This is a genomic window from Falsirhodobacter sp. 20TX0035, from assembly GCF_028307215.1.
Taxonomy (GTDB): Bacteria; Pseudomonadota; Alphaproteobacteria; order Rhodobacterales; family Rhodobacteraceae; genus Falsirhodobacter.
In genome coordinates, this window is the sequence record NZ_JAQMHV010000001.1 from 219,995 (window position 1) to 235,477 (window position 15,483).

The window sequence follows — 15,483 nt, forward strand, 5'->3', positions numbered from 1 at the left end:
CCGGCAAGTACCGGAGCGGGAGAAGGTGATGGGATTTCCAGGAACGTGGATGACCGAAAGCGAAAGCGTCGTGTATCGCGTCGTGCCGAAATGCGCCTGCTCCACCATCGGGCAGATCATGTTCTACACCGATCATGGCCGCTTCTTCGACGGTGACATCCACGATTCGACGGGCGGGCTGCACAAGTGGTCGCAGGCCGAAAGCCAGCCGCTGATCGAAGCGAACGTTTACAAGCACAAGAGCGTGACCTTCACCTGCGTGCGCAACCCCTACACGCGCATCCTGTCGTCCTTTTTCGACAAGATCTGCGGCATCCAGCGCAACGGAAAGCGGTATCGCGGCAACCTCGTGCCCCTTCTGATCCAGAAATACGGGATCGAGGTCGGCGGCCCCGACGGGACCGAGGAATTCGACCAGATCAAGAGCTTCCGCCGCTTCCTGCTGTTCGCCCGCGACACCATCCGCTTCAAGAAGCCGATGGACCCGGACATCCACTGGTCGGCCATGTCGGGCCACATCGCGACCTTTATCGTGAACGGCGGCAAGTACGACCAGATCTTCTTCACCGAGAAGTTCAACGACGGGATGCAGAAGGTCCTGAACGCGATGGAGCCGCAGCACGAGATCGACCTGAAGACGATCCCGCGCTTCAACGAATCCGAAGGCCACGGCCCCAAGCGCGCCCACCCGGTGGAAGATTACTTCGACGACATGTCGATGCACCTGATGTGGGAAATCTACCGCAAGGATTTTCAGCTGTTCAAATACGACTTCGACAACCCGGCCAACAAGCTGCCGAAGTCCGAGGTGGACCTGAAAGAGGTCCACCGCCGTCTGGGCGACTAAAGAAGCCCGTGCTGATGGAACAGGGCCTTCAGGTCCTGTTCCGGCCGCGCGCCGACATGGCTGATGATTTCGGACGCGGCGATGCAGCCCATGCGTCCCGCCTCCTCCAGCCCGTGGCCGTTGGTGATCCCCCACAGGAAGCCCGCCGCGAACAGATCGCCCGCCCCTGTCGCGTCCTGAATTTCGGTCGGCAGGGCCGGGATGTGCCAGCGCTGGCCGCCTGACAGGACATGCGCACCCTTTTCGCTGTCCGTGCAGGCAAGGATGCCGACCTGCGCCGCGGCGGCCGCCAAGGCGGTGTCCAGATCGTCCGTGCCGTACATCGACAGGATCTCGGCCCGGTTGGCGAACAGAAGGTCCACATCCTCTTCGATCAGGCGGCGGAAGGCGTCCCGGTGCCGGTCCACGCAGAAGGGATCAGACAGCGTCAGCGCCACGCGCCCGCCAGCAGCCTTGCAGGCGCGAATGGCCTTTTCGAACGCCGCGTGGCTGTCGGGCCCGTCAAAGCGGTAGCCTTCCAGATAGATCCATTCGGACTGGGCCACCATCTCCACGTCGATGTCCTCGGGGCCGAGGAATTCGGACACGCCCAGATAGGTGTTCATCGAACGCTCCCCGTCCGGGGTGACGCAGACGAGGCAGCGGCCGGTTTCCTGCACCGTGTCACGGCTGGCCATGGGCGTCTCGAACGTGGCGCCCTGCGCGCGCAGATCGTGGGCGAAGATGGCGCCCAGCTGGTCGTCGCGCACCTTGCCGATATAGGCCGTGGGCCCGCCCAGATGCGCGATGCCCGCGATCGTGTTCGCGGCCGACCCGCCCGACACTTCGCGCGCGGGGCCGATATGGGCGTACAGCTCCACCGCGCGGTCGCGGTCAATCAACTGCATCACGCCCTTGCCGATGCCGTGATCCTGAAGAAACGCATCATCGGTGCGCGCCAGCACATCGACCATGGCGTTGCCGATGCCCGTCACGTGATACTTCTTCATGCCGTTTTATCCTCGTAAGCGCAGTGTTCATAGATGGGGCAGATGCCGCATTTGGGTTTTCGCGCGATGCAGATGTAGCGCCCGTGCAGGATCAGCCAGTGGTGGGCGTGCAGGGCGAACTGGGCGGGCACATGGTCCTCCAGCGCCCGCTCCACCGCGTCCACGTCGCGGCCGGGGGCGATGCCGGTCCGGTTGCCCACGCGGAAGATGTGGGTGTCCACAGCCTGCGTCGGCTGGTGGAACCACATGTTCAGGACAACATTCGCCGTCTTGCGCCCCACCCCCGGCAGGGTCTGCAGGGCGGCGCGAGATGACGGGACCTCGCCGCCATACTCCTCCACTAGGATCCGGCTCAGCTTCATGACGTTCTTCGCCTTCTGGCGGAACAGGCCGATGGTCTTGATCGCCTCCAGCAGCCGCTCCTCTCCGAAGTCGAGCATCTGCTGGGGCGTCGTCACCTGAGCGAACAGGGGCTTGGTCGCCTTGTTGACGCCCGCATCCGTGGCCTGCGCCGAAAGTGCGACCGCCACGACCAGCGTGTAGGCGTTCACGTGATCCAGCTCGCCCTTCGGCTCCGGCTCGATCTCGTGCAGGCGGGTGAAGATCGCCTTGATGGTCTGATAGGGAAGCTGGCGTGCCATGGCGACGGTATGACAGCCCGCCCGCGAAGCCGCAAGATTCGGGTCGCCCCGTTGCGGGCGCGGGCGTATCTTCGGGCCATGTCCTATCATTACGCCATCATCGCCCGTGCCCTGGACGCCATCGCCGACCGCCCCGACCTGTCGCTGGAGGAGGTGGCCGCGGTGGCGGGCCTGTCGCCGGCGCATTTCCAGCGCGTCTTCTCGGCCTGGGTGGGGGTGTCGCCCAAGCGATTCGCGCAATATCTGGCGCTGGATCATGCGCGTCACCTTCTGGCCGCGCAGACCCCGGTGCTGGAGGCGAGTCATGCGGCGGGCCTGTCCGGCGGCGGACGCCTGCACGACCTGTTCCTGCGGTGGGAGGGGATGAGCCCCGGCGACTACGCCCGCGCCGGCGCCGGGCTGCGGATCGGCTGGACGCGCACCCCCTCCCCCTTCGGCGAAGCGGTGGTGATGGCGACGGCGCGGGGCATCTGCGGGATCGGGTTCACGGACCCCGGTTTCGACGCCTTCACCGATCTGGCTCGCCGCTGGCCGCGCGCGGTGTATGAGGAGGACGGGTCGGTCGCCGTGCTGGCCGAGGCCGCCTTTGCCGGACGGCCGACGCGCCTTCACCTGATGGGCGGCCCCTTTCAGATCAAGGTGTGGGAGGCGCTGCTGTCGGTCCCTTCCGGTCAAGTGACGACCTATGGGGACATCGCAACCGCCATCGGCCAGCCGACCGCCGTCCGTGCCGTGGGAACGGCCATCGGGCGCAACGCGATCAGCTGGCTGATCCCCTGCCACCGCGCGGTGCGCAAGACCGGGGCGCTTGGCGGCTATCACTGGGGGCTGACGCGCAAGCGCGCGATGTTGGCGCATGAAGCCGCTCGGCGCGATGCCGCCGATGTGACAGCGGAACTATCGGAAAGCGTGCGACGTTGATATAGCGATATGCCCACGCATTGGCGTGAACGCGAGATACGAGGCGTCAGAATGAACTTCAAACTTCCCCTTTTCCTTGGCACCGTGGGCCTTGTCGCCCTTGCCGGTTGCAACGACCCCTATGGCACCGGCGTGGGCCCGGGTGGCGCGGCCAACCAGAAAACCAACATGGGCGCCCTGACCGGCGCCATCATCGGCGGCGCCCTTGGCGCGCAGTCGGGTGAGGATCGCGCGGCGAAGATCGCCGGTGGCGCGATCGTCGGCGGCATCCTGGGCGGCGCGGCCGGTGCCGAGCTGGACCGTCAGGCGGCGCAGCTGCGCGCCTCCACCAGCTCCAACATCAACGTGACGAACACGGGGAACGAGCTTGTGGTGAACATGCCGCAGGACCTGCTGTTCGCCACCGACAGCTCCAACCTGCGCGCCGATCTGCAGGCCGACCTTCAGGCTGTGTCGCGCAACCTGGTGCAGTATCCCAGCTCCACCATCCAGATCGCGGGCCACACCGACAACACCGGCAGCGCCGCCTACAACCAGGCCCTGTCCGAGCGTCGCGCCTCGGCCGTGGCACAGGTGCTGATCCGCAACGGCGTGCCGGCGAACCGCATCTCCTCCTACGGTATGGGGCTGAGCCAGCCGGTCGCGTCGAACGCGACGGCCGAAGGGCGCGCCCAGAACCGCCGGGTGGACATCGTCATCCGCCCGATCCAGCGCTAAGCAAAAAGGCCGGTCGAAAGACCGGCCTTTTTCATGATCCGAAGGTTCGGGTCAGTGCAGCTTCTGGCCGACCTGATCGATCGACGCATCGATGGAGGCCGAACGGCTTTCCGGCGTCATCTGCCGGGCCAGCACGTCCCGCGCCGCCGCGACGGCCACTTGGATCGCACGTTCTCGCACTTCCTTGATGGCGCCGGCTTCGGCGGCGGCGATCTGATCCTCAGCGCCCTTGATCCGGCGTGCGACCGTGTCCTGCAGCGTCAGCTTGGCCTGTTCCGAGGCGTGGATCGCGTCCTGACGGGCCTTCGCGACGATACGCTCCGACTGCTCGATCACTTCCTTCTGCTTGCGCTCGTACGAGGCCAGCAGCGCCTTGGCTTCCTCGCGCAGGGCGCGGGCCTCTTCCAGCTCGCTCCGGATGTCGGTCGAACGCTTGTCCAGCATCGACGTGATCCGGGCCGGAACCTTGGCCCACAAAAGAATGCCCACAAAGATCAGGAAGGCGATGCCGACCGTGAAGTTCGTGTTGTAGAGCGAGAAGAACGGCGCGTCGGTCGCCGCAAGCGCCGGCGTGGCGGTCAGCGCGAGAAGGATGGAAAGCGTCTTCATCACGTCACACCTTCACATGGCTGGCGACAGCCGCATCGATTCCGTCCGAGCGGCCACCAAGGGCGGCGACCAGCGCGGCCGCAGTGTCCGTCGCGACCTCCGTCACGCTTTGCTGCATGCCGGCCCGCATCTCCCCGATCCGGGTTTCGGACACGGCCACGCGTGCGGCGATCTCCGCATCGGCCCGGGCGATGGCGTCGGCCAGATCGGCGTCGGTCGCGGCACGGGCGTCCGCCGCGATACCCTGGGCTTCGGCGCGCGCCTTGGCCAAGGCCGCCTCATACGCCGTTTCGGCGTCCTTGGCTTTCTGCTTCAGCTCTTCCGCAGCCAGCAGGTCGTTGGTGATCGCGCCGCGCCGTTCGGACAGGACCGAACCGATGCGTGGCAGGGCCACACGCGTCAGCAGCAGGTAGATGGCTACCAGAGCGACCAGCAACCAGAAGATCTGGTTCGGCCAACTGGAGAAGTCCAGTTGCGGCATGCCCGCAGCATGAGGGGCCTCGCCGTGCGCGGCTTCCGCCACGTCTTGAACTTGATGTTCCATGAATTCCCTCCGCGGCGTCAAGGATCAGGCCGAAGGGGCGGAAAGCCCCCTCGGCCAAAGGATCGTCGCGCCTTGGATCAGACGGCGAACATCAGCAGCAGGGCGATCAGGAAGGCGAAGATGCCCAGAGCTTCGGCAAACGCGATGCCGACGAACAGGTTCGCCATCTGGCCGGCGGCCGCCGACGGATTGCGCAGGGCGCCCGACAGGAAGTTGCCGGCGATGTGGCCGACGCCGATACCGGCGGCGCCGCAACCGATCGCAGCCAGACCAGCACCGATGTATTGGCCCATCATTGCGAGTTCGTTCATATCCGTGTCTCCTTGGATTGGCAGAGGGTTTGGACCCATCAGTGCCCGTTAGTGATGATTGTCCGCCACCGCGTCACGCAGGTAGACGCAGGTCAGAATGGTGAAAACATAGGCTTGGACGACCGCGACCAGCGTTTCCAGACCGTAGATCACGGTCACGGCGCCGATGGCGACCGGCGACAGGATCGCCATGGTGGCAAAGCCCGCGAACACCTTGATCACGGCGTGGCCGGCCATCAGGTTGCCCGCAAGACGGATGGAATGGCTGACGGGGCGCACGAAGTAGGAAATCAGTTCGATGATGGCCAGAACGGGGCGCACCGGCAGCGGCGCGGACTCGACCCAGAACATCTTCAGGAAGCCCGGCCCCTTACGCACAAAGCCGAGGACGGTGACGCCCACGAAGACCATCAGCGCCAGCGTCACGGTCACGGCCACGTGGCTGGTCGTCGTGAACGAGGCGGGGATGAGGCCCAGGAGGTTGGCGAACAGGATGAACATGAACAGCGTCATGACATAGGGGAAGTACTTCACGCCCTCGGGGCCGGTCACTTCCTCGACCATGTTGTGCACGAGGCCGTAGGCCATCTCGGCCATGGACTGGCTGCGGCTGGGAACCAGCGCGCGGCGGCGCGTGCCGAAGATCATCAGCGCGGCCACGCACAGCACGGCCAGCGCCAGCCACAGCGTCACGTTGGTGACGGTGTACCACTGGACCGGACCGTCGCTGAACAGCGGACGGACAATGAACTGATCCATCGGATGGATGGCAAAACCGCCTGCTGCCGTTTCCGTCTCCACGCCCTATTCCTCTCGCTTCCGGACGTCGCCGTCCGTTTTTTCCTTCGACTGCACGCTTTGCGCCGTCCGCATCATGGTCCGCACGCCGCCGGCAAAGCCCAGCATCGTGAAGAGGATCAGAAACAGCGGCAAGGTTCCCAGCAGCACATCCAGCCCATAGCCGATGCCGAACCCGATCAGCAGCCCGGCCACCAGTTCGGTGATCATGCGCCAACCAATCTCGCCCGCCGAGAACGCCTCGCCCGCCTTTCCGGTCCGCTTCGGCACGGCCGAGCCCTTCGCCTTGGCAAGGCGCGCCTCGAGTGCGCGCAGCCGCTCCGGATCGGGGTCGTCCGCCATGAACACGTCCCTGTGACAGTTGAAGCGTTGCTACTGCCCCCTCCCCTTCAAGTCAAGGAAGGCCGGGCGCCCCTAACCTCCTGATCCGATGGCGAAACCCTCCCCTGGCAGCTGATGTGCCAGAATGTCGCACCCGCCGGCCCCCGGAGTCCCTAAACCGGGCGGTTGATCGTCGCGCGTTGCGCCCCTTCATCGCATCGGGCAAGATGACCGGATGCCGGAACCGCTCGACCTTATCTTTGCCGCCCTGGCGGACCCGACCCGGCGGGCGATCCTGTCGATGCTGCTGGAGGACGACATGGCCGTGTCGGACGTGGCGGCCCCCTTCCAGATGTCGCTGGCCGCCATTTCCAAGCACCTGCAGGTGCTCGTCGCCGCAGGACTGGTCACGCAGGAACAACACGGTCGCGTGCGCTGGTGTCGGCTGGAACCGGACGCGCTGCGCCGCGCCTCGGTCTGGATGCAGGGGTTCGGGCAGTTCGATCCGATGGATCTGGACGCCTTCGAACGCTTCCTGAAGGCCGAACTCGGCTAGAAGGTCACCGTCACGCCGGGCAGTTGCAGTTCCGCCACCAGATCGCGCACCTCCTGCCGCGCTGCGATGTTGGAAAGGTTGAGGGTTTCCACGCCCGTGTCCTTCAGGTCCAGCAGCGTCAGCCCGCGGGGAAACAGCTCGCGGAAGATCACGCGTTCGGAAAAGCCGGGGGCCACGCGGAAGCCGATGCGTTTGGACAGATCCTCCAGCGCGGCGCCGACCTTCTTCTTGTTGTGCATCTGCTGGGCGCCCAGGCGGTTGCGCAGCACGATCCAGTCGATCGGCTTCAGCCCCGCCTGCGCCCGCAACTGCCGCGCGTTCCACACCATCTCGGAATAGATCGACGGACCCTTGACCTTGCCCGTTTCCGGGTCGATCCGGGCCAGCAGGTCGAAGTCGATGAAGCTGTCGTTCAGGGGGGTGATGAGGGTGTCGGCCAGCGTGTGGGCCACCTGGCTGAGGCGTGTGTGGGATCCGGGGCAGTCGATCAGGATGAAGTCCGATACCGGCTCCAACTGCGCGACGCCAAGGGCCAGACGGCGGTCCAGGATGTTTTCGTCCGGACCCACCTCGGCCTCGTCGATCTCGGGCAGGACCAGATAGCGGGGGGATGGCAACTCGATCCCCGCTCGGGCCAGAAAGGCCGCACGGTTTTCGATGTAGCGGCCGAAGCTGCGCTGGCGGACGTCCAGATCCAGCGCGCCCACCCGGTGGCCCATGCGCACCAGCGCCGTGGCCACATGCATGCAGGTGGTGGACTTGCCCGACCCGCCCTTCTCATTGCCGACGACGATGATGTGCGCCACGAAACCACCCTCTCTGGCCTGTCAAATCGGCTAGCGGCTGGCAGCCCTTCGCGCAAGGGGCGGGCGGCGGAAGGGCCACGGGGTGTGGCCCAAAGACAAAGGGCGCGGTGTTCCCGCGCCCTTTTCCGATTCTTAGAAGCCCAGACCGGCGTATTTGTTCTTGAACTTGGACACGCGGCCGCCGGTGTCCATCAGGCGGCTGGTGCCGCCGGTCCATGCGGGGTGCGCCAGCGGGTCGATGTCCAGCGCCATTTGGTCGCCGTCCTTGCCCCAGGTCGAACGGACCTGGTAGACCGTGCCGTCCGTCATCTTGACGTTGATGAAGTGATAGTCGGGATGGATGTCGTTTTTCATCTTTCCGGTCCTTACGCTTCGACGGCGTTCTTGGTTTTGTACGTGGTGTCTTCGGCGATACGGGCCGATTTGCCACGACGTGCACGAAGGTAGTACAGTTTCGCGCGGCGCACACGGCCGCGGCGCACGACTTCGATCGTCTCGATGTTGGTCGAGTAGAGGGGGAACACACGTTCCACGCCTTCGCCGAACGAGATCTTGCGAACGGTAAACGAAGCGGCCAGCGTGGCGCCGCCCTTGCGGGAGATGCAGACGCCTTCATAGGCCTGTACGCGGGTGCGCGTGCCTTCGGTCACCTTGTAGCCGACGCGGATGGTGTCGCCGGCCTTGAAATCCGGGATGGTCTTGCCGAGGGCGGCAATCTGCTCCGCCTCGATCTGTGCGATCAGGTTCATCGCGTGTCCTTTCAAATCTCGTGGTTTTCCACGATGGTGATGCCGCCCGAGAGCTCTCAGTCTTCGCCCGGGTCCCTACCGTGCCGCGCACAGTAAGCCCGCCAGAGATCAGGCCTGCGTTCCTTTGTCAGCCTTTCGGCCATGTCCTTCCGCCAGCGGGAGATGTTCGCGTGATGGCCGGACAGAAGCACTTCCGGTATCTCGCGGTCCTGCCAGACCGAAGGTTTCGTGTATTGCGGAAATTCCAAAAGTCCATCCGAGAAGGATTCCTCCTCGGTGGACGCGTGATTCCCGATGACGCGCGGTATAAGTCGAACCGTGGCGTCAATCAAGGCCTGTGCCGCGATCTCGCCCCCGGTCATGACGAAGTCGCCCAGGGAGACCTCCTCGATCCCGTAATGGTCGATCACGCGCTGGTCCACGCCCTCGAACCGGCCGCACAGAAGCGTGACGCCCGGCCCTTCGGACCAGCGCTGCGCCATGGCTTGATCGAAGGGTTTGCCGCGCGGCGATAGGTAGACGACCGGCCAACCTGCCGGTTCCGCCGCGGCGTCCAGCGCCTTGGCCACGATGTTGGGACGGATCACCAGCCCCGCTCCGCCGCCCGCGGGCGTGTCGTCCACGTTGCGGTGCCGGCCTTCGCCGAAGGTCCGCAGGTCGATCGTTTCCAGCGCCCACAGCCCGAAATCCAGCGCCTTGCCAGTCAGCGACAGGCCCAGCGTGCCGGGAAACGCCTCGGGGAACAGGGTGATGATCTTCGCCCGCCACGCGCCCTGCACGCGGACATCCGCCATCAGGTCGCGCGGCTTGGTCGAGGCGCTGATCGCGAGGCGGCCGTGGGATTTCGTTGGAATGCTCATCCCATCGCCTCTAGCCGCCTTTCGCCGGCCGGTCTAGAGGTCGGCGCTGCGCTTTTCCTCGTCCACGGTCGCGGCGGCGCGGTGGAAGATGGCCGGAATCTCCTCCGCGGTGGCGTGGCGCAGGGCCTTGGCCACGTCGGGCTGGCGCAGCACGCGGGCCGCCATGGACAGGACGGGCAGATGCTGGGCCGCGCTGCCCTTGGGCAGAAGCAGCATCAGGACAAGATCCACGGGGCGTTCGTCCACGGCCTGAAACTCGATCGCGGGCTTCAGGCGGGCGAACAGCAGGGCCGGCGCGTCGATCCGGGTGCAGGGGCAATGGGGCAAGGCGATGCCATGGCCGATTCCGGTGGAGCCCAGCTCCTCCCGCTTCGACAGCTTCGACAGGACAAGGTCGCGGTCCAGTCCGAAAACCTGGGCGGCACGGTCGGCCAGAAGGTCCAGAAGCGCGGCCTTGTCGGACACCTCGATGTCCAGCAGCAGCCCTTCGGGCCGGATCAGTTCGGAGAGCGTCATGCACATCCCGTTGAAACGTGAACGCCACCCCGTGACCGGGATGGCGGAAGGGTCCTAGACGGCGCGCTTCAGCGCCTCGACCAGATCGGTGCGTTCCCAGCTGAAGCCGCCATCGGCTTCCGGCGCGCGGCCGAAATGACCGTAAGCGGCCGTGCGGGCGTAGATGGGACGGTTCAGTTGCAGATGTTCGCGGATGCCGCGGGGCGACAGGTCCATGACCTTGGGGATCGCGCGTTCGATCGCGGCGGCATCCACCTCGCCCGTGCCATGCGTGTCCACATAGACCGAAAGGGGTTTCGCCACGCCGATCGCGTAGGAGATCTGGATGGTGCAGCGCGACGCCATTCCGGCCGACACGACGTTCTTGGCCAGATACCGCGCGGCATAGGCCGCCGAACGGTCCACCTTGGTGGGATCCTTGCCCGAAAACGCGCCGCCACCATGCGGGGCGGCCCCGCCATAGGTGTCCACGATGATCTTGCGGCCCGTCAGGCCCGCGTCGCCGTCCGGCCCGCCGATGACAAAGGTGCCGGTCGGGTTGACCCACCATTCCGTCTTCTCGGTCAGCCAACCCTGCGGCAGGGTTTCGCGGATGTAGGGCTCCACGATGGCGCGGATGTCGGCGCTGGTCTGGCCGATGTCGCGGTGCTGCGTCGACAGCACGATGGAGGTCACCTCCACCGGCTTTCCATCCTCGTAGCGCAGGGACAGCTGCGATTTCGCGTCCGGTCCCAGCGTGGGTTCGGCGCCCGACTTGCGGGCTTCGGCCAGACGGCGCAGGATCGCGTGGGCGTACTGGATCGGCGCGGGCATGAGATCCGGCGTCTCGTCGACGGCGAAGCCGAACATGATGCCCTGATCACCGGCGCCGTCCTTGTCCACGCCCTGGCTGATATGGGCCGACTGGGGGTGCAGCAGGTTCAGCACGCGCAGGGTGTTCCAGTGGAACTTGTCCTGTTCGTATCCGATGTCCTTCACGCACTCGCGCACGATGGCGTCGATCTTGCCCAGGTGCTCGTGCAGGCGGTCCTTGTCGGTCAGCCCCACTTCCCCGCCGACGACCACCTGATCCGTGGTGGCGAAGGTCTCGCACGCCACCCGTGCGTTCGGCTCCTCGGTCAGGAAGGCGTCGAGGATCGCATCCGAGATGCGGTCGCAAACCTTGTCGGGATGCCCCTCCGACACGGATTCGGAGGTGAAGGTGTAGTTCTTGCGCGACATGGAAGTGTGCTCCGTTGGGATATCCCCGTCACGCCAGGAAGCCGTTGTGACGGTTCGATGACCGCATCGCTATATCGCGCGGGGGCGAGGGTCAACCGCGCCTTTTCCGCCGCAGCGCCACCAAGCCCCCCGCCAGCAACGCCAGAACGGCCAGAACCGGCCCTTCGCCGAAGCGCGCGTAAAGCGTCGGCGGCAGTGCCGCGGGCAGTTCGGCGTCCAGATGCCCCGCCTCCCCCAGCGGGAGGCTGGACAGGATCCGGCCCTTCGCGTCGATCATCGCCGACACGCCCGTGTTGGCCGCGCGCACCATGGGAAGGCCCTGTTCGATCGCGCGCAGGCGGGCCTGCGCCAGATGCTGGTAGGGGCCCGTCAGCGTGCCGAACCACGCGTCGTTCGTGATCTGCAGCAGCCAGCCCGGACGGGTGTCGGCGCGGACGTCCTGCGGGAACACCGCCTCGTAGCAGATCAGGGGAAGCGCGTTGCCCAAGGCCCCCAGATCCAGCACGTGGGGGCCCGGCCCCGCCGTGTACCCGTTGCCCAGACGGGCGGCAAAGGCCGAGATGCCGATGCGCGCCAGCGTGTCGCCGAAGGGCATGTATTCGCCGAACGGCACAAGGTGATGCTTGTCATAGACCTGCGTCACCCGCCCGTCCGGCTGCACCACGGCGAGGGAGTTGAAGGCCATTGGCCCTTCCGTGCGCTGGATGCCGACGGCGGCGGGTACGCCCGCGGCAAGGCCGATCTCCTGCGCGACGTAATCATCCAGAAGATAGGGGACAGCAGTCTCCGGCCAGACCACCAGATCCTTGGGCCCCGGGGCGGCCGACAGGTCCAGCGAGCGTCGGAACAGCATGGCCGCGCGGTCCGGATCCCATTTCATGGCCTGCGCCGCGTTGGGCTGCACGATCCGCACGATGCGCCCCGTGCCCGCCGGGTCCGGCTGGTCCAGCCGCCACAGGCCCAGACCGAAGGCTCCGGCCAGCAGAACCGCCGACAGGGCCACGCCCTTCCAACGCAGGGCCACCGGCAGGGCCGCCATCAGCGCGGTCATCAGCGTCAGCCCCGTGGGCCCAACCCAGGCCGCCAGCTGCGACGGCGCCCAGCCGATCCAGACATGCCCCGGCAGCGCCCAAGGAAAGCCGGTCAGCACATGGCCGCGCGCAAACTCCGCCGCGGTGAGGGCCACGGCGAAGATCAGGGGACCGCGGGAAACCCCCGCCGCCAGCGCCCAGAACAGCGCCAGCCCGAAGGACAAAAGCACCACCGCGAAGGGGGCCATCCAGCCATAGGTCCAAGGATCGACCAGGAAAGGTTCGATGATCCAGTTCAGCGCCAGCGCGAAATAGCCGGCCCCCGCGAACCAGCCGGTCCAGGCCCGCGCGTGCCAGCCTTCGGCGCGGACCAGCACGGCGCAAAGACCAGCCAGCCCCGCCAGCGTGAACCACCAGAAGCCAAGGGGAGCCTGTCCCGTCGCCATCACGCCACCAAGGGCAAAGGCCACGCCCATGCGCGGCCAGCCGGGGAAACGCCACATCACAAGCCTCCGTCGCCAGACGTGCCGCTTGTGGCCCCCGGCCGGGGGCGCGTCAAGCGGGCTGCACCTCGGGCAGATGGACGCGCAGACGCTTGATGCGGCGGGGATCGCCGTCCAGCACCTCGAACCGGGCGCCCGACTCATGCTCCACCACCTCGCCCTTGCGGGGCACGCGGCCGGCGCGCACGAAGATCAGGCCGCCGATGGTGTTCACGTCCTCGTCGTCGTCCTCGCGCCGCAGTTCCAGCCCCGTGGCCTTTTCGAACGCGTCGAGGGAGGCGCGGGACTGCACGATGTAGTTGCCCTGCTTGTCCTGCACCCAAAGAGCGCCGGCCACCTCGTCATGCTCGTCGTCGATCTCGCCGATGATGGTCTCGATCAAGTCCTCGATCGTGACAAGGCCGTCGACCCCGCCATATTCGTCGATCACCAGCGCCAGATGCATCCGTTCGCGCTGCATCTTCTGCAAGAGCACGGCCGCCGTCATCGAAGGCGGCGCGAACATGATCGGACGCAGAAGCGTGCGCAGATCGAAAGGTTCGTGCGAAGTGAAGTCGTGCCGCAGCGCCAGATCCTTCAGCAGGACCATGCCCAGCGGATTGTCGAGCGAGTTTTCATAGACCGGCAGGCGGGAATATCCCTCCTCGCGGAACACCGCGACCAGTTCCTTCAGGCCGATGTCGATGGAAACGGCCTTGATCTCGGCCTTGGGGACCGCCACGTCGTCCACCCGCAGGCGGCGAAGGTTGGCGATGCCGTGATGTTCTTCCGGCGCGTCGGCGGCGGCGTCACGGTCCTCGCCGGGGGCGAAGGCCCCGAACAGCCGTCCGAAAAAGCCGCGATTGTCCCGCTCGTCCAGGGCGACGTCCGCAACGTCGCGCTGTTGATCGTCCTCTGCGGTGTCCTGCGCGCCCTGCGCCGCAGGAGAGCCGTCGATGCTACTGCCCATGTGTCCTTCTGTCGGATGCAACGCCGTCCGGCGGCGTCACGGCCAATATGGGGCACGGGCGGCCTGTCTGGCAAGGGTCCGACGTTCAGGCGTAGGGGTCGGAAATGGCCAATGTGGCCAGAATCCTGGTCTCGGTGGACTCCATCAGTTCGGCATCCGCGTCCTCGACATGGTCGTAGCCCAGAAGATGCAGGATTCCGTGCACGACCAGATGTGTCACGTGATCCTCGGGCGTCTTCTTCTGATCGGCGGCTTCGGCCATGCAGGTTTCCCAGGCGATGGCGATGTCGCCCAGCTCGTCCGGGTCGTCCTCGTCGCCGCCCGACAGGTCGGGGATGCCCCCCGGCTCTCCCGCGGCCCGATCCTCGGACGGCCAGGACAGCACGTTGGTGGGCTTGCCCTTCTGGCGGAACTGGGCGTTCAGCTCGGAAATCTCGGCGTCGTCGCAGCCCATCAGGGCCAGCGTCACGCCGTGAACGCCCAGCGCGGCGAAGGTGGCCTCCGCCGCGCGCGTGGCAAGGGCCGGGAGGCCGAAGGCCTCCCAGCGGTCGTCTTCTATGACTGTGTCAACCAGCGGTTCCATCGGCGGCTTCATACGCCTCGATGATCCGCGCCACAAGCGGGTGACGCACCACGTCCTTGGAGTTGAAGTAGTTGAAGGACACGCCCTTCACGTTCTTCAGGATGCGTTCCGCATCGGCAAGGCCCGAGGCGGTGCCGCGCGGCAGGTCGACCTGCGTCCGGTCGCCCGTGATGACCATGCGGCTCCCTTCGCCCAGACGGGTCAGGAACATCTTCATCTGCATGGTCGTCGCGTTTTGCGCCTCGTCCAGCACCACGAAGGCGTTGGACAGGGTGCGGCCGCGCATGAAGGCCAAGGGCGCGATCTCGATCTTCTTGTCCTCCATCAGCTTCTGAAGCTGCTTTTGCGGCAGGAAGTCGTTCAGCGCGTCGTAAAGCGGCTGCATGTAGGGATCGACCTTCTCCTTCATGTCACCGGGCAGGAAGCCGAGGCGCTCCCCCGCCTCCACCGCGGGACGCGACAGGATGATCTTCTCCACCGCGCCGGACAAAAGCATGGTCACGCCCACGGCCACGGCCAGATAGGTCTTGCCCGTGCCGGCGGGACCGATGCCGAAGGCCATCTCGTGGTCGAACAGATGCGCGACATAGGCCTTCTGCGCCTCGGTCCGCGGCTCCACCGGCTTCTTGCGGGTGCGGATCTCGTACTTTCCGGGCTGGAACATCTCCATCTGCTCGACCGTGTCGCCGAAGACGGGGGCGGACATGCGCAGCGCGCCGTCCACATCGCCCGCGGCCAGGCCCTTGCCCGCTTCCAGTCGGGCGTAGAGGCCGTTCAGCACCGCCTCCGCCTGATCGCGCGAGGCCTTTTCGCCCACGATGGCCAGACGGTTGCCACGCCGCAGGATGTGAACCCCCATCTGCTGTTCGATCTTGGCCAGGTGGCGATCGTATTCGCCGCACAGGTCGATCAGAAGACGGTTGTCGGAAAATTCCAGAACGGTTTCCACGGCGTCTTCCGGACGTTTCGGGGAAGTCAGCGCACTGATGCCCAAGGAGATCTCCTTACTGC

21 protein-coding genes and 1 riboswitch are annotated in these 15,483 nt (G+C 66.1%); of the genes, 4 read left to right on the forward strand and 17 right to left on the reverse strand.

Features of this window, described 5'->3' with window-relative positions; genetic code table 11:
- Positions 1 to 28 precede the first annotated feature (28 nt).
- Positions 29 to 847, forward strand: a complete 819-nt coding sequence (locus PIJ50_RS01130) for a sulfotransferase family protein (protein WP_271971944.1) — start codon at positions 29 to 31, stop codon at positions 845 to 847.
- On the opposite strand, the gene PIJ50_RS01135 is transcribed toward PIJ50_RS01130, so the two are convergent.
- Complete coding sequence (locus PIJ50_RS01135; RefSeq protein WP_271971946.1) at positions 844 to 1,836, reverse strand: adenosine kinase; 993 nt, start codon at positions 1,834 to 1,836, stop codon at positions 844 to 846. The genes PIJ50_RS01130 and PIJ50_RS01135 overlap by 4 nt on opposite strands.
- Positions 1,833 to 2,477 carry an endonuclease III gene (nth, locus tag PIJ50_RS01140; RefSeq protein WP_271971948.1) on the reverse strand — a complete coding sequence of 215 codons (645 nt, stop codon included), beginning with the start codon at positions 2,475 to 2,477 and terminating at the stop codon, positions 1,833 to 1,835. The genes PIJ50_RS01135 and nth overlap by 4 nt, the downstream gene beginning before the upstream one ends.
- Positions 2,478 to 2,555: 78 nt before the next feature.
- Here nth and PIJ50_RS01145 point away from each other — a divergent pair, with 78 nt between their 5' ends.
- On the forward strand, positions 2,556 to 3,398 hold the full coding sequence (locus PIJ50_RS01145; RefSeq protein ID WP_271972922.1) for a methylated-DNA--[protein]-cysteine S-methyltransferase: 843 nt from the start codon (positions 2,556 to 2,558) through the stop codon (positions 3,396 to 3,398).
- A gap of 51 nt (positions 3,399 to 3,449) precedes the next feature.
- Positions 3,450 to 4,115 (forward strand): YiaD family glycine zipper/OmpA-like lipoprotein, encoded by a 666-nt coding sequence (locus PIJ50_RS01150; protein ID WP_271971960.1) that lies wholly within the window; start codon positions 3,450 to 3,452, stop codon positions 4,113 to 4,115.
- 51 nt (positions 4,116 to 4,166) lie between these two features.
- Here the strand turns inward: PIJ50_RS01150 and PIJ50_RS01155 are convergent, their stop codons facing one another.
- The 5 genes from PIJ50_RS01155 to PIJ50_RS01175 all read right to left on the reverse strand — a co-directional run bounded on the left by PIJ50_RS01155 (position 4,167) and on the right by PIJ50_RS01175 (position 6,719).
- Positions 4,167 to 4,724: a F0F1 ATP synthase subunit B gene (locus PIJ50_RS01155; protein WP_271971962.1), complete on the reverse strand. Its 558-nt coding sequence runs from the start codon at positions 4,722 to 4,724 to the stop codon at positions 4,167 to 4,169.
- A 4-nt stretch (positions 4,725 to 4,728) separates the two neighbouring features.
- A complete protein-coding gene (locus PIJ50_RS01160) occupies positions 4,729 to 5,268 on the reverse strand; it encodes a F0F1 ATP synthase subunit B' (RefSeq protein ID WP_271971964.1) in 540 nt (179 codons plus the stop codon).
- A gap of 77 nt (positions 5,269 to 5,345) precedes the next feature.
- A complete protein-coding gene (locus PIJ50_RS01165; RefSeq protein ID WP_128253405.1) occupies positions 5,346 to 5,579 on the reverse strand; it encodes a F0F1 ATP synthase subunit C in 234 nt (77 codons plus the stop codon).
- Between the two features lie 48 nt (positions 5,580 to 5,627).
- Entirely contained in the window at positions 5,628 to 6,380 is a 753-nt protein-coding gene (locus tag PIJ50_RS01170; RefSeq protein ID WP_271971965.1) for a F0F1 ATP synthase subunit A, read from the reverse strand.
- Positions 6,381 to 6,383: 3 nt separating this feature from the next.
- Complete coding sequence (locus PIJ50_RS01175) at positions 6,384 to 6,719, reverse strand: AtpZ/AtpI family protein (RefSeq protein ID WP_271971967.1); 336 nt, start codon at positions 6,717 to 6,719, stop codon at positions 6,384 to 6,386.
- A 214-nt stretch (positions 6,720 to 6,933) separates the two neighbouring features.
- Here PIJ50_RS01175 and PIJ50_RS01180 point away from each other — a divergent pair, with 214 nt between their 5' ends.
- On the forward strand, positions 6,934 to 7,254 hold the full coding sequence (locus PIJ50_RS01180) for an ArsR/SmtB family transcription factor (RefSeq protein WP_271971969.1): 321 nt from the start codon (positions 6,934 to 6,936) through the stop codon (positions 7,252 to 7,254).
- On the opposite strand, the gene PIJ50_RS01185 is transcribed toward PIJ50_RS01180, so the two are convergent.
- The 10 genes from PIJ50_RS01185 to PIJ50_RS01230 all read right to left on the reverse strand — a co-directional run bounded on the left by PIJ50_RS01185 (position 7,251) and on the right by PIJ50_RS01230 (position 15,466).
- Positions 7,251 to 8,060: a division plane positioning ATPase MipZ gene (locus PIJ50_RS01185; protein WP_271971970.1), complete on the reverse strand. Its 810-nt coding sequence runs from the start codon at positions 8,058 to 8,060 to the stop codon at positions 7,251 to 7,253. The two genes, PIJ50_RS01180 and PIJ50_RS01185, sit on opposite strands and share 4 nt — an antisense overlap.
- A 132-nt stretch (positions 8,061 to 8,192) precedes the next feature.
- Positions 8,193 to 8,414 (reverse strand): 50S ribosomal protein L31, encoded by a 222-nt coding sequence (rpmE, locus tag PIJ50_RS01190; protein WP_271971972.1) that lies wholly within the window; start codon positions 8,412 to 8,414, stop codon positions 8,193 to 8,195.
- 11 nt (positions 8,415 to 8,425) lie between these two features.
- On the reverse strand, positions 8,426 to 8,809 hold the full coding sequence (gene rplS / locus PIJ50_RS01195; protein WP_271971974.1) for a 50S ribosomal protein L19: 384 nt from the start codon (positions 8,807 to 8,809) through the stop codon (positions 8,426 to 8,428).
- Between the two features lie 56 nt (positions 8,810 to 8,865).
- On the reverse strand, positions 8,866 to 9,669 hold the full coding sequence (gene trmD / locus PIJ50_RS01200; RefSeq protein WP_271971975.1) for a tRNA (guanosine(37)-N1)-methyltransferase TrmD: 804 nt from the start codon (positions 9,667 to 9,669) through the stop codon (positions 8,866 to 8,868).
- A gap of 33 nt (positions 9,670 to 9,702) precedes the next feature.
- Complete coding sequence (locus tag PIJ50_RS01205; RefSeq protein WP_271971977.1) at positions 9,703 to 10,185, reverse strand: PTS sugar transporter subunit IIA; 483 nt, start codon at positions 10,183 to 10,185, stop codon at positions 9,703 to 9,705.
- Positions 10,186 to 10,239: 54 nt separating this feature from the next.
- On the reverse strand, positions 10,240 to 11,406 hold the full coding sequence (metK, locus tag PIJ50_RS01210; protein WP_271971979.1) for a methionine adenosyltransferase: 1,167 nt from the start codon (positions 11,404 to 11,406) through the stop codon (positions 10,240 to 10,242).
- Positions 11,407 to 11,413: 7 nt separating this feature from the next.
- Positions 11,414 to 11,462: riboswitch (SAM-SAH riboswitch) on the reverse strand.
- Positions 11,463 to 11,497: 35 nt separating this feature from the next.
- On the reverse strand, positions 11,498 to 12,940 hold the full coding sequence (lnt, locus tag PIJ50_RS01215) for an apolipoprotein N-acyltransferase (protein WP_271971981.1): 1,443 nt from the start codon (positions 12,938 to 12,940) through the stop codon (positions 11,498 to 11,500).
- Positions 12,941 to 12,992: 52 nt separating this feature from the next.
- The gene (locus tag PIJ50_RS01220) at positions 12,993 to 13,889 is read right to left on the reverse strand and encodes a hemolysin family protein (RefSeq protein ID WP_271971983.1); all 897 of its coding nucleotides are present in this window, start codon (positions 13,887 to 13,889) and stop codon (positions 12,993 to 12,995) included.
- An 85-nt stretch (positions 13,890 to 13,974) separates the two neighbouring features.
- Positions 13,975 to 14,472, reverse strand: coding sequence for an rRNA maturation RNase YbeY (ybeY, locus tag PIJ50_RS01225; protein WP_271971985.1), 498 nt, complete (start codon positions 14,470 to 14,472; stop codon positions 13,975 to 13,977).
- Entirely contained in the window at positions 14,456 to 15,466 is a 1,011-nt protein-coding gene (locus PIJ50_RS01230; RefSeq protein WP_271971987.1) for a PhoH family protein, read from the reverse strand. The genes ybeY and PIJ50_RS01230 overlap by 17 nt, the downstream gene beginning before the upstream one ends.
- Between the last annotated feature and the right edge of the window lie 17 nt (positions 15,467 to 15,483).

Coding starts and splice junctions, on each gene's coding strand:
- PIJ50_RS01135 (WP_271971946.1), bottom strand. CDS start 1,836: ATGAAGAAGTATCACGTGACGGGCATCGGCAACGCCATGGTCGATGTG.
- PIJ50_RS01180 (WP_271971969.1), top strand. CDS start 6,934: ATGCCGGAACCGCTCGACCTTATCTTTGCCGCCCTGGCGGACCCGACC.
- rplS (WP_271971974.1), bottom strand. CDS start 8,809: ATGAACCTGATCGCACAGATCGAGGCGGAGCAGATTGCCGCCCTCGGC.
- PIJ50_RS01165 (WP_128253405.1), bottom strand. CDS start 5,579: ATGAACGAACTCGCAATGATGGGCCAATACATCGGTGCTGGTCTGGCT.
- PIJ50_RS01155 (WP_271971962.1), bottom strand. CDS start 4,724: ATGAAGACGCTTTCCATCCTTCTCGCGCTGACCGCCACGCCGGCGCTT.
- rpmE (WP_271971972.1), bottom strand. CDS start 8,414: ATGAAAAACGACATCCATCCCGACTATCACTTCATCAACGTCAAGATG.
- ybeY (WP_271971985.1), bottom strand. CDS start 14,472: ATGGAACCGCTGGTTGACACAGTCATAGAAGACGACCGCTGGGAGGCC.
- PIJ50_RS01130 (WP_271971944.1), top strand. CDS start 29: ATGGGATTTCCAGGAACGTGGATGACCGAAAGCGAAAGCGTCGTGTAT.
- PIJ50_RS01205 (WP_271971977.1), bottom strand. CDS start 10,185: ATGACGCTCTCCGAACTGATCCGGCCCGAAGGGCTGCTGCTGGACATC.
- trmD (WP_271971975.1), bottom strand. CDS start 9,669: ATGAGCATTCCAACGAAATCCCACGGCCGCCTCGCGATCAGCGCCTCG.
- PIJ50_RS01175 (WP_271971967.1), bottom strand. CDS start 6,719: ATGGCGGACGACCCCGATCCGGAGCGGCTGCGCGCACTCGAGGCGCGC.
- lnt (WP_271971981.1), bottom strand. CDS start 12,940: ATGTGGCGTTTCCCCGGCTGGCCGCGCATGGGCGTGGCCTTTGCCCTT.
- PIJ50_RS01160 (WP_271971964.1), bottom strand. CDS start 5,268: ATGGAACATCAAGTTCAAGACGTGGCGGAAGCCGCGCACGGCGAGGCC.
- PIJ50_RS01150 (WP_271971960.1), top strand. CDS start 3,450: ATGAACTTCAAACTTCCCCTTTTCCTTGGCACCGTGGGCCTTGTCGCC.
- PIJ50_RS01145 (WP_271972922.1), top strand. CDS start 2,556: ATGTCCTATCATTACGCCATCATCGCCCGTGCCCTGGACGCCATCGCC.
- nth (WP_271971948.1), bottom strand. CDS start 2,477: ATGGCACGCCAGCTTCCCTATCAGACCATCAAGGCGATCTTCACCCGC.
- PIJ50_RS01220 (WP_271971983.1), bottom strand. CDS start 13,889: ATGGGCAGTAGCATCGACGGCTCTCCTGCGGCGCAGGGCGCGCAGGAC.
- metK (WP_271971979.1), bottom strand. CDS start 11,406: ATGTCGCGCAAGAACTACACCTTCACCTCCGAATCCGTGTCGGAGGGG.